Origin of the sequence: Rhizobium pisi, from assembly GCF_003938655.1 — a bacterium.
Lineage (GTDB): Bacteria > Pseudomonadota > Alphaproteobacteria > Rhizobiales > Rhizobiaceae > Rhizobium > Rhizobium pisi.
Map to the genome: position 1 here is coordinate 267211 of NZ_RJJT01000001.1, position 20792 is coordinate 288002.

Here is a 20792-nt window from a genome sequence, read left to right on the forward strand (position 1 = left end):
CCTGCCTCATATCGAGGCGGAATCGCCTCGGCTGGAAAGCACCATGGCCCAATAGGGCAGGTTCCTGGAAGATGTATTATGAGCGACGGCGACGCCGAGGCCGTCATAACGTCCGAGCATATTCTCCAGGTGATGGGGCGAGTTGATCCAGGCCGTCACCACCGCATCGACGCTCTGCTGGCCGGAGGCGATATTCTCTGCCGCCGGCAGCCGGACACCACTTGCTTTCACACGTGCGCCAAAACTGTCGGTCATGCCCATCAGATGCGCCATCTTGCCGGCGCTCGCCATGCGTTTCGCCTGGAAGAGGGCGGCGGTCTGCGCCGCCGGATCGGCGGCAAGCGGCGGCAGGCCGTTCTTCGCCCTCAACTGGTTGACGAGCGGCAATACGCTCGACGTTTCGTCCTCGCCGTCAGACGGCGTGCCGGCGATCCGCGGGGTTGTCGTGCAGCCGGCAATGCCGGCGGCGAACGCGAGTCCGGAAAGACGCAACAGGCTGCGCCTGGAAAAAGCGATGGATGTCATATTACCTGTGATAGCTGAAAAGGCGAAGGATGACGAAGAGCGGGATGACGATCGTTGCGCCGAGGATGAGATAGTCGCCGACGCGTCCGAGTGCGGAGAAGCCCCGATGCCAGATCTCCAGGATGAAGTCGCGGACCCCATCGATGATGCTCCACGGCGTCAGGCCGAAAACGGTCATGACGAAACCGACGATCAGCGACACCACGATAAGTTTTACCAATGTGCGGCCGAGTGAATCGCCGAGGAACTTGTTCACCTGATCGGACATGCGCCATCTCCTGTTTGCCCTTGGAATAAGGTTGCGGCGCGCCGCCCGCAAGCCCTTTCCGGAATTGGCTGCTTCGCCTCTGAAATAGGACTTGAGTTTTTTTGTGGCCGCCCCCAAATGCGGGCGAACCAAGGTCAACTTATGCAGCCCCACCAGCTTTCCTCAGGCGACGTTATCGCCGACCGCCGCGCCGATTATGCCAGGATGCTCGAAGAGGGCGGCGAGCCGGAAGCGGCTGCCGAGCTGCTGGAGCAGGCGCTTGAGCTCGTGCCCGCCTGGGCCGCGGGCTGGTATCGCCTGGCCACCTATCGCGAAAAGGCGGGCGGGGGTGAGGCAGCAATTGAGGCCTATCGCAGGACGCTTGCGCTCGATCCCGACGATATTTTCGGCGCCGCCCTCAAGCTCGCGCTTCTCGGCGATGGTGCGATACCCGACCGGCCGCCGAGCCGCTATGTCGAGCGCCTTTTCGACGACTATGCCGACCGTTTCGAATCAGCCCTTGTCGAAAAACTCGACTACAGCGTCCCGCAGAAGCTTGCAGCGCTCGTGGCCTCCACCGGCAGGCGTTATGAATGCGTCGTCGATCTCGGCTGCGGCACCGGTCTGCTCGGCCCGGAAATCCGCGCCGGCGTCGGCCGCCTAGTGGGTTTCGACCTCTCGCAGAACATGCTGGCGAAGGCCGCCGAGAAACATGTCTATGACAGTCTCGCCCAGGCCGATCTTTCGCTCGCGCCCGATCTCTCCGGCGTCTTTGTCGATGCGGCGCGTCATCGCGCCGATCTGGTGACGGCGGCTGACGTGCTGATGTATCTCGGCAATCTCGAGAGCGTCTTTGCCATCATCGGAGAACTGGCCGCCTCAGGCGCCGACATCGCCTTCTCAGTCGAGGATGCAGGCGAAGGCGAAGGCTTCCATCTGGCCCCTTCGCTGCGTTATGCCCATTCGGAGGCCTATGTGAGGATGCTGCTCGCCCGGCACGGCCTGGAAGTCCTCAAAATCGTCAAGACGATCATTCGCAAAGATGGCGGAAAACCGGTTTCCGGTATTCTGTTCCTTGCGCGCAAGCCGGCATGAGCGAATATTTCTTGCGTTTTTTGAATAGGTCAACATTGCTTACCTATTCCGCTTGATCGAAATACGAAAAGACTGATATTGCACAGATATCTGCAGCGAGCGCGGCGATAAACGCCGGTGCTCCGACTCATTTCATGATGAAAATTTCCATCGCGCCGGACCTTCGCCGGACGCTCCCGAATTCGTCTGCCGTTGGAGACTGGCGACATGACACAGCTCATCAATGCCCTTGGCGTCTGGAACACAAGCGCGACGCGCCACTCCACCGTTGAGGATGTGCAGGGGATATTTTCCGGCAGCCTCGTCGCAGCCCTCGGCCTCTACGTGCTTGCCAGCGCCGGTCTGCTGACCGGCAGCACGGCCGGTGTGGCCTTCCTCCTGCATTATGCCTTCGGCGTCAATTTCGGCCTCGCTTTCTTCCTGCTCAACCTGCCGTTCTTCTATCTCTCGTGGAAGCGTCTCGGCATGGCCTTCACGGTCAAGACCTTCATTGCGATCGGCCTGACGTCGGTGATTGCCGATGTGCAGTCACGCTTCTTTTCCATTTCGAGCATCCATCCGGCCTGGGCGGCCCTTCTTGGCGGCTTGCTGCTCGGCTTCGGCCTGCTGGCGCTCTATCGCCACCGCGCGAGCCTCGGCGGCGTCGGCATTCTCGGCATCTACCTGCAGGATCGTTTCGGCATCCGCGCCGGCCTCGTCCAGCTCATCATCGATTTATGCGTGCTTGCCGTGGCCGTCTTTGTCGCCACGCCGCCTGTCGTCTTCTATTCGGTGCTCGGCGCCGTCGTTCTCAACCTCTTCGTCGCCATCAACCATCGCGCCGACCGCTACATCGCGCTTTAGCCCTAACCTTACAGAACGGTAAGCCATTCTAAACAAAACGTAACTTGCCTGTGACGCTTCTCGGCGCGACACTTCCTCTCGCGCCGGATTTGATGAGGTGAGTTATGTCAGATTTGGAAAAGCTTGTGAGACGCCGCATGCAGGAAGAATACGCCAAAGGCGCTTCCGCGGAGGAAGTCGCGAAAGTCGTCCGCGACCTATTCAACAGCATCGACCTCTCAAGCAATAGGTTTGACGCCGTCGCCGTGCGAGCCACGACCGATCGCGAATGACCAAATATCAACCGACCCGAGATTTTTCGGGTCGGTCTTCGGGATGAATTCTCTGCAAGCAGATATCTATCACGCAGCCTTCGTGACCTTGTCGATGGGATGCTGCGAGCGGAAGCCGACCGCGAGCCGGTTCCAGACATTGATCGCACCGATTGCCACCGTGATCTTGGTCATCTCCTCCTCGGAGAAATGCGCCTTCAACTCCTCGTAGTCGGCATCCGGCGCGCCTGTCTTGGCGATGTTCGTGACAGCGTCGACCCAGGCGAACAGCGCGCGTTCGCGGGCATCATAGATCGGCGATTCCCGCCAGACGCACATCAGGTTGATCCATTGCTCGCTGAGCCCATCATGGCGGGCTTCCTTCACATGCATATCGACGCAATAGGCGCAGCCGTTGATCTGCGAGGCGCGCAGCTTGATCAGGTGGATGAAGCGGCGCTCCAGTCCGGAAGACTGGACATATTGCTCGAGCGCGGCAACGGCCTTGTAGGCGTCGGGAGCGGCTTTTGCGAAGTTGAAACGCGGTTGCATGGTCTTTCTCCTTGGTTAGGGCTCAGCGAGCCGTCTTGCGTTCGTGGATTTCAAGGAAGGCGCAGCCTCGGGCTGCGATCGATCCGTCGTCGAGAGCATTCAATTCGATGCCAAGATCGGCAATGCTCGTCTTGGCAAGTTCCGCCCGGTAGACCCGTTCGGCTCGCAGCATCGCCGCACTGATGTTGCAGGGCTTGGCGAAGAAGCGATCGGAGACCGGGTGCGGTCCACGCTGGCGGATTTCGGCGCAGCGGAAGGCCGGTGCCGGCCCTTCGACTGCGAGCAGGATGTCGAGCAGCGAAATCTCCTCCGGCGCCTTGCCCAGCCGATATCCGCCCTTTGGCCCCGGCACGGTATCGAGGATGCCGGCGCCCGACAGCGCCTGCAGATGCTTCAAGAGATAACTTGTCGAAACGCCGTGGAATTCTGCCAGCGCAGCCGCCGAAAGCACCCCGCCTTCGGAAAGGCCGGAAAGCATTGCAACGCTGTGAATGGCTTGCTCGACGCCATCGCTCATCTTCATGAAAGCGGCTCCTCAGTTCGTGGATAAAAAATATCCACGATTATCCCGGATGTCAAGAGGGGCATCCTCCATGCTTACCGCTTGCCTTTATTCCCGCGCGGGATAGAAGGCGGAAAAGCCGACAGGGGAACATCATGGCATCCACCATCTTCGCAGATCTTCTGAATTCCAGCGCCGATCGTCACTCGCCCTTGGACGACGCCCAGGGCATTGTCGCCGGAAGCATGCTCGCCGTGCTCGGCGTATCGCTTCTCTCCGGCGCCGGGCTGCTAGCCGGCGGCACGGCGGGCCTTGCCTTCCTCGCCCATTATGCCACGGGCTTCAGCTTCGGCCTCTGCTTCTTCGCCGTGAACCTGCCCTTCTATTATTTTGCTTTCCGCCGTTTAGGCCTTGCCTTCACCATCAAGACCTTTGCGGCAATCGCGCTTACGTCGGCCCTGTCCGAATTTGTCTCCGGCTTCATCACCATTGCGCATGTCGATCCGGTCGCCGGTGCGCTGTTCGGTGGCCTCGTTATCGCCGCCGGCATGTTGGCGCTCTTCCGTCACCGCGCCAGCCTCGGCGGTATCGGCATCCTTGCCCTCTATCTGCAGGATCGCTTCGGCTGGCGCGCCGGCCTCGTCCAGCTCGGCTTCGACGGCATCGTCCTGGCGCTCTCCTTTTTCGTCGCCAGCCCTTTCATCATTGCCTGCTCTGTGCTCGGCGCGCTGGTTCTCAACCTCACGCTCGCGATCAACCACCGCAAGGACCGCTATATCGCTATGTGAACGGCAGGACGCTCTTCTTTTTCCCCGGCTTTTCACTACCTTCAGGGCGTGGACCAGATCGATTCCGAAGCCCGCGCCTCACTTCCTGCCGCCTTTACCCGCTGGTTTGCGGAAAAGGGCTGGCGTCCGCGCACCCATCAGCTGGAACTGCTTGCCCGCGCCGAGGCCGGCGAAAGCACCTTGCTGATTGCCCCGACCGGTGCCGGCAAGACGCTCGCCGGTTTTCTGCCCTCGCTCACCGATCTCACCCGCCGCGGCAGGATCCCGCCCGGCTCCGCCTTTACCGGCATCCATACGCTTTATGTCTCGCCGCTGAAGGCGCTTGCCATCGATATCGAGCGCAACCTGATGAAGCCGGTCGAGGAGATGGGTCTGCCCGTCACCGTCGAAAACCGCACCGGCGACACACCGAATGCCAAGCGCCAGCGCCAGAAGCTCAACCCTCCTGATATTCTGCTGACGACGCCGGAACAGGTCGCCCTGCTTCTGGCGAACAGGGAGGCCGAACGCTTCTTCAAGGACCTGAAATATGTCGTCCTCGACGAGCTGCATTCGCTAGTCACCTCCAAGCGCGGCCACATGCTTTCGCTCGGCCTCGCCCGCCTGCGCCGCCTTGCTCCCGGCCTGAAGACCATCGGCCTGTCAGCAACCGTCGCCGAACCGATGGACCTGCAGAAATGGCTGGTCGGACAGGAGGAGGGGAGCGAGCATCACGCTGGCCTCGTCGTCGTCGAAGGGGGCGCCAAGCCCGATATCTCGATCCTTTCGACCGAGGAGCATATCCCCTGGTCCGGCCATTCCGCCCGATACGCCATTCCCGATGTCTACAAGCAGCTTGTCGAACACCAAACGACGCTGCTCTTCGTCAATACCCGCAGCCAGGCTGAAATGCTCTTCCAGGCGCTCTGGACGATCAATGACGACAACCTGCCGATCGCGCTTCACCACGGCTCGCTCGATGTCGCTCAGCGCCGCAAGGTCGAGGCGGCCATGGCGGAAAACCGACTGCGCGCCGTTGTCGCCACCTCCACCCTCGATCTCGGCATCGACTGGGGCGATGTCGATCTCGTCATTCATGTCGGCGCCCCGAAAGGCGCCTCGCGTCTCGCCCAGCGCATCGGCCGCGCCAATCACCGCATGGACGAGCCCTCGAAGGCGATCCTCGTGCCTGCCAACCGTTTCGAGGTCATGGAGTGTCAGGCCGCACTCGACGCCAATTATATCGGCGCACAGGATACCCCGCCCGTCGGCCGCGGCGCGCTCGACGTGCTCGCCCAGCACGTGCTCGGTATGGCCTGCGCCGAGCCCTTCGACATGCTGGAACTCTATGATGAGGTCACCAGTGCCTCGCCCTATGCCCATCTGACGTGGGAAACCTTCGAGCGCATCGTCGATTTCGTCGCGACCGGCGGCTACGCGCTCAGAACCTACGAGCGATACGCCCGCATCCGCAAGACCAAGGAGGGGCGCTGGCGCGTCTCCAATCCTGCCGTCGCCCAGCAATATCGCCTCAACCTCGGCACCATCGTCGAAAGCCCGATGCTGAACATCCGCATGGTCAAGCGCGGGGAGGGCGGCAGGATCGGCCGCGGCGGAGCTACCCTCGGCAAGGTCGAGGAATATTTCCTCGAGCAGATGTCGCAGGGCGATACCTTCATCTTCTCAGGCAAGGTGCTGCGCTTCGAGGGGATTCGCGAAAACGAATGCCTGGCGTCGCAGGCCTTCTCGCTCGATCCGAAGATCCCGTCCTACAATGGCGGCAAGTTTCCGCTGTCGACCTATCTCGCCGAGCAGGTCCGGGCGATGATCGCCGATCCCGACCGCTGGAGGCGCCTGCCGGATCAGGTGCGCGACTGGCTGTCGCTGCAAAAGGACAAGTCGATGCTGCCGAAGCGCGACGAGTTCCTGATCGAGACGTTCCCGCGCGGCAGCCGCGGCTATATGGTCGCCTATCCCTTCGAAGGCCGTCTCGCCCACCAGACGCTCGGCATGCTGCTGACCCGCCGGCTGGAGCGGGCCGGCGCCAAGCCGCTCGGCTTCGTCGCCACCGATTATTCCCTTGCGATCTGGGGTCTCGAGGATATGGGGCTGATGATCCGCAATGGCCGGCTCAGCCTCTCCGACCTCTTCGACGAGGATATGCTCGGCGATGATCTGGAGGCCTGGCTCGACGAATCCTTCCTACTGAAGCGCACCTTCCGCAATTGCGCCGTGATTGCAGGCTTGATCGAGCGCCGTCATCCGGGCAAGGAAAAGAGCGGCCGCCAGATCACCGTCTCCGCCGATCTGATCTACGATGTGCTGCGCAGCCACGAGCCGGATCATATCCTGCTGCAGGCAACGCGCCAGGATGCGGCGACGGGACTTTTGGATATTGGCCGTCTTGGCGATATGCTGAGACGAATCAGGGGCCACATCACCCACCGCGCCCTCGACCATATTTCCCCGCTCGCCGTGCCGGTGATGCTGGAGATCGGACGAGAAGCGGTGCCGGGCGAGGCCCACGACGCGCTGCTGGCCGAAGCGGCGGACGATCTGATCGCCGAAGCTCTGGCCTGACGATGATTTGGAAACGACGAGAGTGATGAACCGCCTGGCGCTGGCGCGCGATATATCGGGACTGGCCGCGATACCGGGCGTCGAGACATCGGTGAACGGCACCGCCGCGGTCTGCGATCCACTCGGCGCCCTCTATCTGCCGGATGCCGGCCTGCTCGTCGTCTCCGACCTGCATCTCGAAAAAGGGGCGGCCTTCGCGCGCCGCGGCATGATGCTGCCGCCTTACGATACGCTGGCGACGCTGACCGTGCTTGCCGCCGTTATCTCGCGTTATGATCCGAAGCTCGTGGTCTCGCTCGGCGACAATTTCCACGACCGCATCGGCTCAAGGCATCTGCCCGAAAATTTCCGCGCGTTGATCGTCGAGATGGCGCGCGGTCGTGAATGGATCTGGATCAATGGCAATCATGATCCTGACGGCATCGTCGATCTGCCGGGCGTTTCCTCCGACGAGATCCATTATGCCGGCCTGACTTTCCGGCATGAGCCGAAGAACGGCCTGCAAAAGGGCGAAATATCAGGACACCTGCACCCGTCGGCGACCGTGCGCCGGCGCGAAAGATCCATCCGTCGCCCCTGCTTTGCCACCGACGGCGCCCGCCTCCTCATGCCGGCCTTCGGTGTCATGAGCGGCGGTCTCGACCTTCGCCACAAGGCGATGCACGGCCTGTTCGACAAAGGCGCGCTGATAGCCCATCTGCTCGGCAGGGACCGGATCTACTCGGTGAGATTCTCAAGCCTGCTCGGCTGATCGCACCGCCTTGCCCTTCAAGGCCTTTCGGGCACGTTAGGAAGCGTCAATTGCACCCTTGCAACTGCTGCTGATAGGTCCCGGCCATCCGCGCGAACCGTTGCGCCGTCTGCTGCAATTGCCCGTTCGAGCGCCAGTCGCCGCGCTTGTAGCCTGTCGGTCCGGAATAATAGGCGAGATAGAGATTATAGGCATCGTTCAGCGGAATGCCGGTATCGACGCTGTTCTGGTAGTGATACCAGCCGATGAAATCGATCGCGTCGGAAAAGTTCGTTCGCCGCGCCGCCCAGTTCCCCGTTTGTGACTGATAATGATCCCATGTCCCGTCAAGCGCTTGTGAATAGCCGTAGGCGGTCGATGGCCGGGTCCAGGGAATGAAGCCGAACAGTCTGGTGCGCGGCGGCCGCGCATAGGGCTGGAAGCCGGATTCGGTGTACATCGTCGCCATCAGGATCGGCACGGGTACGCCATATTTCTTCTCCGTCCGCTCGGCCGCACTCTGCCAGCTGGAAAAGAGCCCCTCACGCTGGTCGAAGACCGCACAGATGTTTCTCGTCTGCTTCGGCGCCGTCGCGCAGCCGGCAAGGAGCGCAAGGCACACGGCCGTCAGAACGATACGAGTACGCATGACAAAACCTCTCGTTTCCGAGAGATTACTAACTCGTAAATGTTAAAAACCGGTTTTTAGTCGAATTCGAACTTCTCAGGATGTTTCTTGGCCGGATCCGAGGCGAAGATGCGGGGGCGGCCGTGGACGCGACCGCCGATCATCCCATGATCTCAGACGTTATGTCCCGCTCGGGACTGTTGTCGGAAAGAAAATCCGCCCAGGCCGCCCTTGCGGGCGGATCAGTCCTTGCGGAAAATCAGGCTGGCGCCCCAGCCGGTGATGACGGCGAGAGCCACGGCGGCGCAGCCGTAAAGGATCGGCTGCCCGTGAGCCGCATCGGTGATCGTCTGTTCGATGCCGGTTTTGATAACGCGTAGCGGCAGCGATTTTTCGGTGACGAAATTGCCGCTTTTGAAGAGATAGGCGCGCACCGTGTGTACGCCGTTCGGAATGTTCGCCGGCAGGCGCAGGCTCGCCTTGAAGAGGTTGGAGGAAACGAACCGCACTCCGCTCGTGTTGCGGTCGTAAAGCGCGCCTGCCTGCTGCAGCCGCAGGAAAGCCTGGCGGAATTCGCTGAGATTGCTGCCGTCGCCGACGAAGCCGACAGGCGTCAGCGGAATGTGATCAATGCCGATCCCCCGATCGGTCAGGTCAAGCGGGGTCGTCAGGTCTTCGATCCCGCGCGAACTCGACATCGAATAGGAATGCGGCACCGCTTCGAAGGTCATCGAGCGCCTGTTCACCCAGATGCCGAAGACGCGTTCCTTCTTGCGCACCGTCGCATCCTCGCGCGGCCCTTCCAGCACCACGACTACATCATATTGGCCGATGGCGAGCAGCAGCTGGTCGGTATTCGACAAGGCCCCGAAGATCGTCAGGTCCGCGCCGCGGAAATCGGATGTAATGGCGATTTCGCTGGTCGACGTGCCGATCTCCAATCCTTCGCGCACCGTTTCCGTCGCCTGTCCGGGCAGCCACTGCGCTCCGGCAGCGACCGGCAGCAGGCAAAGGAATGCAATGACGGCGGCGAGCAGGCGCATCAGTTGCCCGCTCCCATCACCACCGAATAGACGTCGGCCGGCGTCACCACCAGCGCGATGGCAAGGCGCAGGCCGACGGCAAGCACCAGCAGCCCGAGCAGCGCGCGCAGCTGTTCGCCGCGCAGCTTCTGCCCGACGCGCACGCCGTATTGTGCCCCGATCACGCCCGCCACCATCAGGATGAAGGCGAGCACGATATCGACGGAAAAATTCGTCGCCGCCTGCACGATCGTCGTATAGGCGGTCACGAAGATGATCTGGAACAGCGAGGTGCCGACGACGACATTGGTCGGTATGCGCAGGAGGTAGATCATCGCCGGCACCATGATGAAGCCGCCGCCCACGCCCATGATCGAGGTGAGGATGCCGATTGCAAAGCCCAGCGCGACGATCGGGATGACGCTGAGATAGATCTTCGATTTCTTGAAGCGCACCTTGAGCGGCAGCTTGTGCACCCAGTGCTGGTGGCCCGGCTTGCGCGGCGCCGGCGGTTCGTTGCGCGCCGCCCGCCGCATGGCGTTGATGCTTTCGAGCAGCATCAGCCCGCCGACGGTGCCGAGGAAAATGACATACATCAGCGAGATGATGAGATCGAGCTGACCGACCCGGCGCAAAAGCGAGAAGATCCAGATACCGACCGTGGCGCCGGAGAGACCGCCGACGAGCAGCACGGTCCCGAGCTTGACGTCGAGCGTGCCGCGCCGGAAATGGGTGATCGCGCCCGATATCGACGACGCCACAACCTGGTTGGCGCCGGTCGCGACCGCGACGACGGGCGGGATGTTGTAGAAGATCAGCAGGGGGGTGATGAGAAAGCCGCCGCCAACGCCGAACATTCCAGACAGGAATCCGACGGCCGCTCCCATGCCGAGAATGATGAAGATGTTCACCGACAATTCTGCGATGGGCAGATAGATTGTCACAACCGACCCCGAATGATGACCGCGCCTGTCGGCCGGTTTCCGTCACGTCCCCGTTCGAATGCGCACCATACCGTGAAATCGTTGCCAGAGGCTTTCGATCGGCCCCTGATGAGCGATGGAGATTCCGGCAGAGGATTCGCCGGATGCGCGGATCGATATGTCCCGCATAATCCGGCTTTTTTCAGGTATTGTGACAGGCGGCGGCAAAATTGAAAAAAGGCCGCAGCATAGCCGCTGCGGTGCTTCCTAGATTGCCTTGGTGCCCTGTTTATTGCGTTCGAGCAATGCCTTCACGGTCGCGTCGGTCACCTTGCCGTCCGGATCCTGGCCGACCGATTTCTGGAAGCTCTTGATCGCGGCAACGGTCTTCGCGCCCATCTCGCCGTCCGGCACTCCGGCGTCGAAGCCGTTGTTGTTGAGGATCGCCTGGATGTTGCGGATCGCCTTCTTCATGTCGACGGTCGCCGTCTTTGCGCCCGTGCCCGCCCATTCGTCGGGAATGTCGATACCGTTCGTGCGGTTGTCGAGCGGTTCCGGCTTCCAGAGATCGGCCTTGGCGCGCGCCCGTTCGAGCTGGTCGGGTTTCATGGCGTTGGCCACTTCGTCGCGCTTCTGCGCTGCGTCCTTGTCGCCGGCCTTGGCGGCGATCGCGAACCACTTGTAGGATTCTTCGAGATCTGCCGGAACCCCGTTGCCGCGCGCGCAGAGGATCGCCAGGTTGAACTGGCTGTCGGTGATGCCGAGGTTCGCGGCTTTTGTGAACCACGAGGCAGCGGTTGCATAATCCTGCTGACCGAGGGCACCGGAGGCGTAGAGAACGGCGAGATTGTGCATCGCGCTGGCATTGCCCTGGTTCGCCGCCTGTTCGTAGAAGCCCTTCGCCTTGTTGATGTCGCGTTCGACGCCGTTGCCCTTCTCGTACATGCTGCCGAGCCGGTATTGGGCCGGTGCAAAGCCCTTGTCAGCCGAAAGCTGATACCAGCTTGCCGCCTGCTTCTGGTCGACCGCCACGCCGTTTCGGCCGTCCGAATAGCGCGCACCGATCTCGAACAGCGCCAGCGCATCGCCGCTGCGCGCAGCATCGGCGAGCGATTTCGGCTGCACAGCATCGGGAATGGTGATTGCGGCCTGGGGCTGAGGTGCGTCCGTGGCCGGGGCGTTCGGAACGAAGCCCGATGTCTCCTGCGTTGCGCCAGCCGAACCGGACGGGGCAAATGTCGCGGCACCCTCACCGTCGAGCGGCATCGCATCGGTCAGGTGATCGCCGGCGACCGGCGAGGCTGCGCCCGGCTGCCCCTGCTCGGCGGCGGGAGGTGTTGCCTCTGCTGCGGGCGCAGTCGTCTTCGCAGCGCCAGCGTCCGGCTGCGCGGGCGCTGCTTCAGGCCCGGCCGGTGCAGGGTTTTCCGTCGCTCCCGTCAGCGCCGAGATTTCCGCCGGCGGTTGCGGCGCGCGCTCGCCCCTCGTCAGCGTGCGGGCGAGCGGAAAGGCCATGATGGCGAGCAGCACGGCGCCGACCGCCAGAAGGATGGGCCGGCGGTAGCGCGAAAAGGCGCTGGTCTTGCCCGTCTTGTCAGAAGCCCTGCCAGCCTTGTCGATGTTGACGTTCTTCTTCTCAGGCTTGACAGTCGCCTGCTTCGGATTGGCGTCCACCTCCATGGCGGCCGCCTGTGCCGCGCGGCGGGCGGCGGCGATGTAGTCGGCGCGATCGGTTTCACCGGCAGGTTTGCCCCGCGCCGCGCTCTGACTTGCGCGTACCCGCTCGAGGATCTTCTTCACGTCAGGCGTGCCGGAACCCGGCTCGAGCAGTTCGTTTGCTGCATCCGTCGGCACCACGTCTGTGGGATCGATCGACGGCGCCGGGTCGATGACCGCGCGTTCGGTCGCCTTGGCTTCTGCTTTCTTGCCGGGCAGCAGCCGTTTGCCGAGGCTGACGAGCAGACCGGCCTTTGCCGGCGCCTGCACTGCGGCCTCCGGTGACCGGGTTGCGGCTTCGATGGCGATCGCGCTCGCTCCGCTCATGGCCGTGGCCTGCGTCGGGACGGCGGGGTCCGCAGCGACCTCAGCCGTGCGAATGACGGGAGAGGCCTTTGCGGCTGGGGCAGCGGCGGGTGCCCGGCCCGCTTCGGCTTCGGTCACCATCAGCGCGTAGGGATCGACATCGAAATCGACGTCGGCCACCGGCATCTGGGTGATCGGCCGCCCGCGCTCTTCCATGCCGTCGAGGCGGTCGGCAATATGCACCAGCGTCTCGTGCAGCGCCTTGAAGGTCTTGTGCGTGCGCTCCTCGCTGTCGCGGCTGATATCCTCGAGATGGCGCAGATCTTCGGCCAGTGCCGTCAGCGCCGACATGTCGGCGGCGGGCACGGCGCCCTGCAGGCTGCCATGGCGCGAATAGGCTTCGACGACGGCTTCCGCCGCCTGGCGAGCCGCCTCGATGATATATTCGTCGCTCGTCGCCATGTAATCTTCGATCGCGCCCATGCGACGGTCGAATTCGGAGGGTATCGCGGCGCTTTCGCGCGGCTCGTTCATCAGCGCCGAAAGATTGGCGATCTGGTCTTCGAGGTTCTTCAGGGCGCGGGGATCGGTCGGCGGCGCCGATGTGCTCTCTTCCAGCCGGGCGGCGATGTCGCTCAGCCGTCCTTCGAGACGCCGGAAGGCGCCGTCGTCGACCACGGCGGCGGGCGCCGGCACTTGCTGCTGATGCGCCATCTCATCGATGCGCCGGGCGAGATAGTCGAGCCGCTGTGCCAGCACGTCGTTGACGGCGCCATTCTCAAGCGCGTCGATCTTGCGGGAAATGTCGGAAAGCGCGCCGGTGAGGTCGGGCTGGGGTGCTGCCTTCTGCGTGCGCTCCAACAGGAAGGAAAGATGCTCCAGCCGTTCGTCGAGCCGCGACGTCGCTTCCGCCTTGGTCAGTTCCTCGACGCGTCCCGTCAGCGCCTCCAGGCGTATCGCCAGCTCGTCGGCTGGGTTCACGCGGTTCGCCGCGTCATGGCTCATCAGGTCGATCTGGTCGGCAAGCGCCGAAAGCCGGTTTTCCAGCCGCTGCATCAGCGCCGGATCACTGGTGGCAGCGGCGCGTCCACTGGCCGCGATCGCCCGGCTGATCTCGTCGAGCCGCATGTCCATGGCGGCGAACTGTTCGGACATGACGCGGTCGTGCGGCTGGATCATGTTGCCGAAATGCTCCATCGCCGTGGCAATGGAGATGAGCTTGTCTTCCAGCGCCCGAACGGCCGGGCTTTCGCCCATGCCGCCGATATGGCGCTTGATGTCGTCGAGCCGGTAGGCGAGCGAAACGAGCTCTTCCTGCAGCCCCTCGGTATCGAGCGCCGCAAGCCGGTTCTCGAATCCGTCCCAGCGGTTTTCCATATGGCGCAGCGAATCCTCGCGCGCCAGTCCATCCATCAGCGAGCGCAGTTCCTCGAAGTCCTCGCGCAGGCCTGCGGCCTCCGGCGCGGCGGAGCGGCCGGTCAGCTGTGTGATGCTCTGGGCAAGGCGGCCCATGTCGGCGCGCATGTCGTCGGCGAAACGGCCGTCTCCGGCATTGGCCTTGATCTCGCGCAGTTCGGCGCGCAGTGCGTTCATCTCGCGGGTGACGCCCTCGGAAATGTCGCGCTTCAGGTCCTGGCGCAGGTTGACCAGCGCCTGGGCAATTTCCGTCATCGTGTCGTCGCCTGCCCGGAAGGCGGGTGTTGTGGGCGGCACGACGGCGCGGGGCGCAGGCTCGCGCAAATGTGGGGCCTGCTCGCGCGCATAGGGACGCTCGCGGCCGGCTTCGAGCGTGCGTTGGCGCTGGCGGATTTCAGCGAGCGGATCCGGCCGCGGCTCGAGCGGTGCTCTTGCGGGACGGGAAGCATTGGAGGCCGCGTAGGGGTCGTGCTCGGGCGTTGCCGTGCGGGGCCGCTGTTCGCGCCCGCCGCCCATCAGCCCTTCGATACGCGCCTCCAGCCCTTCGATCGTGCGGTTCAGCGCATCGAGCGAGGTCCTGTCGGACTGTCGGGAAGGATTTGATCGCGATCCGTTCATCTTCTTGCTCGCTTCGACTGCTCGATCTCTCGCCAGAGCTCGATTCTTGGCTTTTCCGTCTGCTGCCGCGCCTTCGCGCGGACCGGAGCGCACCATTCGTAAGAAGATAGTCAATTAGACTTTCCTCAAGCTGGAACGGTGTAGCGGCATCCTTGGGAAACGCGAGACTGGGAAAAGGAATGCGGATCACTACTGCTCAATCCGCACCTTTCACGAAACGTGGTAAACAAGCCGTTAATGTTGATGAGAATTTTTTAACGTTTGTGTTCCAAAAGCCGTTTTTGACAGTAATTGCCGTTGAATTCGTCACTCAGGCCGGCCGCGGATATTGCAGCTCGATCTTCACGCCCTCCGGGCCGTAGACAAAAATCTGGCCGAGATCCGTGTCGGGAATATCGTAATATTCGTAGCGATAGCCGCTCGCCTTGATACGCTCCAACGCCGGCTCGAATTCGTAGAGGCTGAAGGCGAAATGATTGACGATGCCGGGCGGAAAATCGGTGCTGCGCGACGTCAGGCTGAGATGGATGACCGGCCGCTCGTCGAGATAGAGCCAGTGGCCGCGCGAGGCGAAGGGCGGCCGATAGCCTTCCTTGACGCCGAGAAGGGCTTCCAGGAAGCGGATCATGCCAGGGGCATCGCGTGTTTCGATGGTGACGTGGTCCAGTCGCGGCATCGGTTTCCTCCCAGCCAGTTTGGGCGAAGAAACATAGTCCGTTTGACGCGGCTGCGAAAGTTGCCGCCCCGCTGAGGCTCAAAAACTCTCGGTCCATGGCCGGACCTCGACCTCCAGCGACCATGCGCTGCGGTGCTGGCGAAGCACGTCGATATAGGTCTGGGCGATCGCATCCGGTGAGAGCGTGCCGTCAGGCTTCTCCGCCTGATCTGGTCGGGTCTGCGAACGCACAGCGCCGTCGATGACAAAATGCGCGACATGGATGCCCATCGGCCCGAGCTCGCGGGCAGCACTCTGGGCAAGGCCACGCAGTGCGAACTTGCCCATCGCGAACGGCGCCGATTGCGCAAAGCCTTTCACGCTTGCCGAGGCGCCGGTGATGAGGATGGCGCCGTGGCCGCGCGGGATCATCCGCCGCGCCGCCTGCTGCACCACCAGGAAGCCGCCGAAAGCGGTGGTCGCGATCGCCTTCTCCACTTCGGCCGGATTGAGTTCGGTGAGCGGTCCTCGCAAGCGGGCGCTGGCATTGAAGATGACCACATCAGGTCCGCCGATCACGGCGGCAGCCTCTTCGAACAGCGCGGCAACGCTCGCAGGCTGCGAGACGTCAGTCGTAAAGGCACTGGCGCCTGTTTCTTCGACCAGCGTCTGCAGCTTTTCGATATTACGGGCGGCGAGCCCGACCCTGACGCCCTGCGCCGACAATTGCCGAGCGAGCGATGCGCTGATGCCGGAGCCTGCGCCGACGATGAGGGCACTCTCATAGGGAAAATCGCTCATGATATCGTCCTCGATGGGTTGTCCTGATGACGTAGGAAGCGGCAACGGCTTGCGCCACTGCCCGGCCGAATTTCAGTGCGCCGCATCGATCGAATAGGCGCTGATGCGCGAGAGATGGATGAACGAGAGGCCTGTCTCTTCGGCCCATTCATTGAAGGCCTGCTGGATCATCTGCTGGTCCTTCTTCGTCGTGCCGGAGGAGGAGAGCGGCACGCCGGCCGATCTGAGGCAGGCGAGGACATCAATCGTTCCGACGAAGCTGTCGCGGCCGATGCCCCTCAGGAAATACTGGCCGGTCCTGCCGCCGAGCCGGCTGCCGCGTTTGCTCAACATGTCGAGAAGGCCGATCTGGTCATCCCGCGGCCAGTCGGCGAAGAAGGCGCCCGCGCTGCCATGTTCCTTCGCCAGCTCCCTGACGAAGGCGGCATTGGTCCGAACCGACATGATCTTTGCGCCGTTCCGGATGATCCGCTCATCCGACGTCAGTTCATGCCAATAGTCGTCCGGCGCAATGTTCAGCGTTGCCGTATCGAAACCGGAAAACGCCGCCTCGAAACCCGGCCATTTGTTGTCGATCACTTTCTGGACGAAACCGCTGTAGAAGACGCGGCGGGTCTTATCGGCCAGGACGCGGTCGTCGGGCATGGCGCGCAGCCGGTCGTGATCCGGCCGGTATTTCTCCAGCAATGCCTGCAGTGCGGCCGGCCCGCCTTTTCGTTCCTCCGCACGCTGCCTTATCACTGCGAAACTGATCATGCCGGAGGCCCTCTTGAATTGCCCAATTGCGGCTTGGAAGACGCTTCCGTTTATACGCTCTTCCAAGATGGACAAGGAAGATGAGATGGCGTCTCCTCTCGGCGTTTTCCGGCCCGGGATTCGGGCTTTCGAAATTTTTCACGAAACCGACCGCAAGCGCAGAATTTGACGTTTACGCAAACGTCAATATTTTGTAAGACAGTGCGCGAGGCCGGCGCGATCCGGTCAGCCGAATGGGAGGAATTCGAGAGATGCCAGTCTACAAGGCCCCGGTGAACGATACGCTCTTCGTCCTGAACGACGTGCTGGGCCTCGAACGCTACAACAATCTGCCGGGTTTTGTCGATGCGACGCCCGACATGATCGAAGCGATCCTCGGCGAGGCGGCCAAGGTCGCCGAAGAAGTGCTCTTTCCGGTGAACTATTCCGGCGATCAGGAAGGCTGCGCTCGCCACGACGATGCTAGCGTCTCAACGCCGAAGGGCTTCAAGGAAGCTTATAAAGCCTATCGCGAAGGTGGCTGGATCGGTCTTGCGGTGCCGGAGGAATTCGGCGGGCAGGGGCTTCCCTATACGTTGCATACCGCCGTCGGCGAATATACCTCCGCCGCCAACATGTCGCTGATGATGTATCCCGGCCTGACGCAGGGCGCGATCGCCGCGATCCTCGTCCACGGCACACAGGAGCAGAAGGACACTTATCTCCCGAAGATGGTGGACGGCAGCTGGTCCGGCACCATGAACCTCACCGAGCCGCATTGCGGCACCGATCTCGGCATGCTGCGCACCAAGGCGGTGCCGCAGGCTGACGGCAGCTACAAAATCTCGGGTCAAAAGATCTTTATCTCTGCCGGCGAACACGACCTGACCGACAATATCGTCCATCTGGTGCTGGCCCGCATCGAAGGCGCTCCGGAGGGCACCAAGGGCATCTCGCTCTTCATCGTCCCAAAATTCCTGGTCGGCCAGGACGGCACGCTCGGCGCCCGCAACGCTGTCTCCTGCGGTGCGATCGAGCACAAGATGGGCATTCACGGCAACGCCACCTGCGTGATGAATTACGACGAGGCGACCGGCTTCCTGATCGGCGCCGAAAACCGTGGCCTCAACGCCATGTTCGTGATGATGAACGAGGCCCGCCTGATGGTCGGCCTGCAGGGCATCGCCATTTCCGAGATCGCCTATCAGAATGCCGCGAGCTACGCCCGCGACCGCATCCAGGGCCGCTCGCTCTCCGGCCCCAAGGCGCCTGACAAGAAGGCCGATCCGATCATCGTCCATCCCGATATCCGCCGCTCGCTGATGACCATCCGCGCCTTCAACGAGGCCGGCCGTGCCTTCCTGCTGTGGACCGCGCTCAAGTCTGATATCGCTCACCGCTCCACCGACGAGAAGGAGCGCCAGACGGCCGACGATATTCTCGGCCTCGTCACCCCGATCCTCAAGGGCGTGATGACCGACAAGGGCTTCGATCACACCGTCATGGCCCAGCAGGTCTTCGGCGGCCACGGCTATATCGAAGAGCACGGCATGAGCCAGTATGTGCGCGATGCCCGCATCGCCATGATCTATGAAGGCGCCAACGGCATTCAGGCGCTCGATCTCGTCGGCCGCAAGCTCGCTTTGAACGGCGGCCGCGCCGCCATGGCTCTCTTCAAGGAGATCGGCGATTTCTGCGAGGAGAACCGCAACAACGAAAAACTCTCCTTCTTCACCAAGCATCTGAAGAAGGGCTTGAACGACGTCCAGGGTGCGACCATGTGGTTCATGCAGAATGCCATGGCCAAGCCCGACAATGCCGGCGCCGGCTCGACTGATTATATGCATCTCTTCGGCCTCGTCGTTCTTGGTTACATGTGGGCGAAGATGGCGAAAGCCGCCGAGGATGGCCTTGCTTCGGGCGATGCGGCCCGCCAGGATTACCTGAAGAACAAGCTGATCACGGCGAAATTCTTCATGGAGCGGATCATGCCCGAAACCGCGCTTCGCAAGGCCCGCATCGAAACCGGCGCCGACACGATGATGGAGCTGGCTGCGGAAGCGTTTTGAGACGAATTCCCTCTTCTCCCCAGCGGGGAGAAGATGCCCGTTAGGGCAGATGAGGGGGTGAGCGACAAAGGAGCGAACGACCGCGCGCAAGCAAGGTCGAGTTTGCCGCAAGCGCCCCCTCATCCGACCTTCGGCCGCCTTCTCCCCGCTGGGGAGAAGGGGAGTTGAAATTCACCGGCCTCAGCGCCGCCAGGGAGATGAAACAATGACCGAGGTTTTCATTTACGATCACGTCCGCACGCCACGCGGCCGCGGCAAGAAGGACGGGGCCCTGCATGAGGTGCCCTCCGTCCGTCTAGCGGCAAAGACGCTGGAAGCGATCCGTGACCGCAACGGGCTCGATACGGAAACGGTCGACGACATCATTATGGGCTGCGTCGATCCCGTCATGGATGCCGGCGCGGTCATTCCGAAGGCGGCAGCCTTCGAAGCTGGCTATTCCACCCGCGCGCCGGGCATGCAGATCTCCCGTTTCTGTGCTTCCGGCCTCGATGCCGTCAATTTCGCCGCCGGCAAGATCGCGCAAGGGGCCGACGACATCGTCATCGCAGGCGGTGTGGAAAGCATGTCCCGCGTCGGCCTCGGCATGTCGGGCGGCGCCTGGTTCATGGACCCTTCGGTGAACTTCCCGGCCTATTTCATGCCGCAGGGCGTCTCGGCCGATCTCATCGCCACTAAATACGGCTTCAGCAGAACCGATGTCGACGCTTACGCGGTCGAGAGTCAGAAGCGTGCCGCCTATGCCTGGGAGCAGGGCTGGTTCGACAAGTCGGTCATTCCGGTCAAGGACCAGAACGGCCTGACGATCCTTGATAAGGACGAGCACATGCGCCCCGGCACGGATATGCAGGCGCTTGCCTCTCTCAATCCTTCCTTCCAGATGCCCGGCGAGATGGGCGGCTTCGAGGCGGTCGGCATCCAGGCCCATCCTGAGATCGAGCGCATCAACTATGTCCATCATGCCGGCAACTCCTCCGGCATCGTCGATGGCGCCGGTGCCGTCCTGCTCGGCTCCAAGGCCGGAGGTCAGAGCATGGGGCTGAAGCCGCGCGCCCGCATAAAAGCCTTCGCCAATATCGGCTCCGATCCGGCCCTGATGCTGACCGGCCCCGTCGATGTCACTGAGAAGCTGTTGAAGCGCACGGGGATGAGCCTTTCCGATATCGACCTCTTCGAGCTCAATGAAGCCTTCGCCGCCGTGGTGTTGCGCTACATGCAGGCCTTCGACATCGACCACGCCAGAATCAACGTCAATGGCGGGGCCATCGCCATGGGCCATCCGCTCGGCGCCACCGGCGCGATGATCCTCGGCACCGTGCTGGACGAGTTGGAGCGCCGCGACCTCAACACCGCGCTGGTGACGCTCTGCATCGGCGCCGGCATGGGCACGGCAACGGTTATCGAAAGGGTCTGACAATGGGCTTCAACACCGGCACCATCGAAACCGAGTATGCCGAAGTGACCGAGCACTGGTCGCCCCGCGTCATCGCCGATCTCAACGGCCAGAGCGTCAAGCTCGCCAAGGTCCAGGGGCAGCTCGCCTGGCATTCTCACCGAGACGAGGACGAGCTTTTTCTGATCTGGAAGGGAGCGCTTACCATCGAATATCGCGACCGTCCGCATGTGCATCTGAAGGCCGGTGATTTTCATGTCGTGCCGAGGGGTGTCGAGCATAACCCGGTGGCGGCGGAGGAATGCTGGATCGTGCTTTTCGAGCCGTCGCAGACCAAGCATACCGGCGATGTCCTCACCGAAAAGACGAAGACCGTAGACGCGCAACGCAGCCATTTGCCGGCTTGATCGGGGAGGAAACC

19 protein-coding genes are annotated in these 20792 nt (G+C 62.5%); 8 read left to right on the forward strand and 11 right to left on the reverse strand.

Annotated elements, in window-relative coordinates:
* Window positions 1-6: 6 nt before the first annotated feature.
* Both EFD55_RS01410 and EFD55_RS01415 read right to left on the reverse strand, forming a co-directional pair.
* The gene (locus EFD55_RS01410; protein ID WP_125842257.1) at window positions 7-525 is read right to left on the reverse strand and encodes a CAP domain-containing protein; all 519 of its coding nucleotides are present in this window, start codon (window positions 523-525) and stop codon (window positions 7-9) included.
* A 1-nt stretch (window position 526) separates the two neighbouring features.
* Complete coding sequence (locus EFD55_RS01415) at window positions 527-793, reverse strand: DUF6460 domain-containing protein (protein ID WP_125842259.1); 267 nt, start codon at window positions 791-793, stop codon at window positions 527-529.
* 141 nt (window positions 794-934) lie between these two features.
* On the opposite strand from EFD55_RS01415, the gene EFD55_RS01420 reads away from it, so the two are divergent.
* Both EFD55_RS01420 and EFD55_RS01425 read left to right on the forward strand, forming a co-directional pair.
* Window positions 935-1867, forward strand: a complete 933-nt coding sequence (locus EFD55_RS01420; protein WP_125842261.1) for a class I SAM-dependent DNA methyltransferase — start codon at window positions 935-937, stop codon at window positions 1865-1867.
* A gap of 207 nt (window positions 1868-2074) precedes the next feature.
* Complete coding sequence (locus EFD55_RS01425) at window positions 2075-2710, forward strand: YitT family protein (RefSeq protein ID WP_125842263.1); 636 nt, start codon at window positions 2075-2077, stop codon at window positions 2708-2710.
* A gap of 341 nt (window positions 2711-3051) precedes the next feature.
* Here EFD55_RS01425 and EFD55_RS01430 read toward each other — a convergent pair whose 3' ends face one another.
* A complete protein-coding gene (locus EFD55_RS01430) occupies window positions 3052-3513 on the reverse strand; it encodes a carboxymuconolactone decarboxylase family protein (protein ID WP_125842265.1) in 462 nt (153 codons plus the stop codon).
* Between the two features lie 22 nt (window positions 3514-3535).
* Window positions 3536-4036: an RrF2 family transcriptional regulator gene (locus tag EFD55_RS01435; RefSeq protein WP_125842267.1), complete on the reverse strand. Its 501-nt coding sequence runs from the start codon at window positions 4034-4036 to the stop codon at window positions 3536-3538.
* A gap of 134 nt (window positions 4037-4170) precedes the next feature.
* Between EFD55_RS01435 and EFD55_RS01440 the strand changes: the two genes are divergently transcribed.
* From EFD55_RS01440 to pdeM, 3 genes are read left to right on the forward strand one after another with little or no spacing between them, the layout of a single operon-like run.
* A complete protein-coding gene (locus tag EFD55_RS01440) occupies window positions 4171-4803 on the forward strand; it encodes a YitT family protein (protein WP_125842269.1) in 633 nt (210 codons plus the stop codon).
* Window positions 4804-4851: 48 nt separating this feature from the next.
* Entirely contained in the window at window positions 4852-7362 is a 2511-nt protein-coding gene (locus EFD55_RS01445; protein ID WP_125842271.1) for a ligase-associated DNA damage response DEXH box helicase, read from the forward strand.
* 25 nt (window positions 7363-7387) lie between these two features.
* Window positions 7388-8113 carry a ligase-associated DNA damage response endonuclease PdeM gene (gene pdeM / locus EFD55_RS01450; protein WP_125842690.1) on the forward strand — a complete coding sequence of 242 codons (726 nt, stop codon included), beginning with the start codon at window positions 7388-7390 and terminating at the stop codon, window positions 8111-8113.
* Between the two features lie 46 nt (window positions 8114-8159).
* On the opposite strand, the gene EFD55_RS01455 is transcribed toward pdeM, so the two are convergent.
* The 7 genes from EFD55_RS01455 to EFD55_RS01485 all read right to left on the reverse strand — a co-directional run bounded on the left by EFD55_RS01455 (window position 8160) and on the right by EFD55_RS01485 (window position 16930).
* Window positions 8160-8741 carry a transglycosylase SLT domain-containing protein gene (locus EFD55_RS01455; RefSeq protein WP_125842274.1) on the reverse strand — a complete coding sequence of 194 codons (582 nt, stop codon included), beginning with the start codon at window positions 8739-8741 and terminating at the stop codon, window positions 8160-8162.
* 221 nt (window positions 8742-8962) lie between these two features.
* The gene (locus EFD55_RS01460) at window positions 8963-9763 is read right to left on the reverse strand and encodes a TIGR02186 family protein (protein WP_125842276.1); all 801 of its coding nucleotides are present in this window, start codon (window positions 9761-9763) and stop codon (window positions 8963-8965) included.
* A complete protein-coding gene (locus EFD55_RS01465; protein WP_125842278.1) occupies window positions 9763-10686 on the reverse strand; it encodes a sulfite exporter TauE/SafE family protein in 924 nt (307 codons plus the stop codon). Before EFD55_RS01465 ends, EFD55_RS01460 begins: the two co-directional genes overlap by 1 nt.
* A gap of 246 nt (window positions 10687-10932) precedes the next feature.
* Complete coding sequence (locus EFD55_RS01470; protein ID WP_125842280.1) at window positions 10933-14718, reverse strand: peptidoglycan-binding protein; 3786 nt, start codon at window positions 14716-14718, stop codon at window positions 10933-10935.
* A 310-nt stretch (window positions 14719-15028) separates the two neighbouring features.
* Window positions 15029-15394 carry a VOC family protein gene (locus EFD55_RS01475; protein WP_125842282.1) on the reverse strand — a complete coding sequence of 122 codons (366 nt, stop codon included), beginning with the start codon at window positions 15392-15394 and terminating at the stop codon, window positions 15029-15031.
* Between the two features lie 78 nt (window positions 15395-15472).
* Window positions 15473-16174: an SDR family NAD(P)-dependent oxidoreductase gene (locus tag EFD55_RS01480; RefSeq protein WP_125842284.1), complete on the reverse strand. Its 702-nt coding sequence runs from the start codon at window positions 16172-16174 to the stop codon at window positions 15473-15475.
* A gap of 72 nt (window positions 16175-16246) precedes the next feature.
* A complete protein-coding gene (locus EFD55_RS01485) occupies window positions 16247-16930 on the reverse strand; it encodes a DNA-3-methyladenine glycosylase I (RefSeq protein WP_125842286.1) in 684 nt (227 codons plus the stop codon).
* A 251-nt stretch (window positions 16931-17181) separates the two neighbouring features.
* Between EFD55_RS01485 and EFD55_RS01490 the strand changes: the two genes are divergently transcribed.
* From EFD55_RS01490 to EFD55_RS01500, 3 genes are all read left to right on the forward strand, one after another.
* The gene (locus EFD55_RS01490; RefSeq protein WP_125842288.1) at window positions 17182-18978 is read left to right on the forward strand and encodes an acyl-CoA dehydrogenase C-terminal domain-containing protein; all 1797 of its coding nucleotides are present in this window, start codon (window positions 17182-17184) and stop codon (window positions 18976-18978) included.
* Between the two features lie 205 nt (window positions 18979-19183).
* Window positions 19184-20392 (forward strand): acetyl-CoA C-acetyltransferase, encoded by a 1209-nt coding sequence (locus tag EFD55_RS01495; protein ID WP_125842290.1) that lies wholly within the window; start codon window positions 19184-19186, stop codon window positions 20390-20392.
* 2 nt (window positions 20393-20394) lie between these two features.
* On the forward strand, window positions 20395-20778 hold the full coding sequence (locus EFD55_RS01500) for a cupin domain-containing protein (RefSeq protein WP_125842292.1): 384 nt from the start codon (window positions 20395-20397) through the stop codon (window positions 20776-20778).
* Window positions 20779-20792: the final 14 nt, after the last annotated feature.

What these genes read in the sequence shown, in the direction of transcription:
- EFD55_RS01410 (WP_125842257.1), bottom strand. Translation starts at nt 525, where the DNA reads ATGACATCCATCGCTTTTTCCAGGCGCAGCCTGTTGCGTCTTTCCGGA.
- EFD55_RS01415 (WP_125842259.1), bottom strand. Translation starts at nt 793, where the DNA reads ATGTCCGATCAGGTGAACAAGTTCCTCGGCGATTCACTCGGCCGCACA.
- EFD55_RS01420 (WP_125842261.1), top strand. Translation starts at nt 935, where the DNA reads ATGCAGCCCCACCAGCTTTCCTCAGGCGACGTTATCGCCGACCGCCGC.
- EFD55_RS01425 (WP_125842263.1), top strand. Translation starts at nt 2,075, where the DNA reads ATGACACAGCTCATCAATGCCCTTGGCGTCTGGAACACAAGCGCGACG.
- EFD55_RS01430 (WP_125842265.1), bottom strand. Translation starts at nt 3,513, where the DNA reads ATGCAACCGCGTTTCAACTTCGCAAAAGCCGCTCCCGACGCCTACAAG.
- EFD55_RS01435 (WP_125842267.1), bottom strand. Translation starts at nt 4,036, where the DNA reads ATGAAGATGAGCGATGGCGTCGAGCAAGCCATTCACAGCGTTGCAATG.
- EFD55_RS01440 (WP_125842269.1), top strand. Translation starts at nt 4,171, where the DNA reads ATGGCATCCACCATCTTCGCAGATCTTCTGAATTCCAGCGCCGATCGT.
- pdeM (WP_125842690.1), top strand. Translation starts at nt 7,388, where the DNA reads ATGAACCGCCTGGCGCTGGCGCGCGATATATCGGGACTGGCCGCGATA.
- EFD55_RS01455 (WP_125842274.1), bottom strand. Translation starts at nt 8,741, where the DNA reads ATGCGTACTCGTATCGTTCTGACGGCCGTGTGCCTTGCGCTCCTTGCC.
- EFD55_RS01460 (WP_125842276.1), bottom strand. Translation starts at nt 9,763, where the DNA reads ATGCGCCTGCTCGCCGCCGTCATTGCATTCCTTTGCCTGCTGCCGGTC.
- EFD55_RS01470 (WP_125842280.1), bottom strand. Translation starts at nt 14,718, where the DNA reads ATGAACGGATCGCGATCAAATCCTTCCCGACAGTCCGACAGGACCTCG.
- EFD55_RS01475 (WP_125842282.1), bottom strand. Translation starts at nt 15,394, where the DNA reads ATGCCGCGACTGGACCACGTCACCATCGAAACACGCGATGCCCCTGGC.
- EFD55_RS01480 (WP_125842284.1), bottom strand. Translation starts at nt 16,174, where the DNA reads ATGAGCGATTTTCCCTATGAGAGTGCCCTCATCGTCGGCGCAGGCTCC.
- EFD55_RS01485 (WP_125842286.1), bottom strand. Translation starts at nt 16,930, where the DNA reads ATGATCAGTTTCGCAGTGATAAGGCAGCGTGCGGAGGAACGAAAAGGC.
- EFD55_RS01490 (WP_125842288.1), top strand. Translation starts at nt 17,182, where the DNA reads ATGCCAGTCTACAAGGCCCCGGTGAACGATACGCTCTTCGTCCTGAAC.
- EFD55_RS01495 (WP_125842290.1), top strand. Translation starts at nt 19,184, where the DNA reads ATGACCGAGGTTTTCATTTACGATCACGTCCGCACGCCACGCGGCCGC.
- EFD55_RS01500 (WP_125842292.1), top strand. Translation starts at nt 20,395, where the DNA reads ATGGGCTTCAACACCGGCACCATCGAAACCGAGTATGCCGAAGTGACC.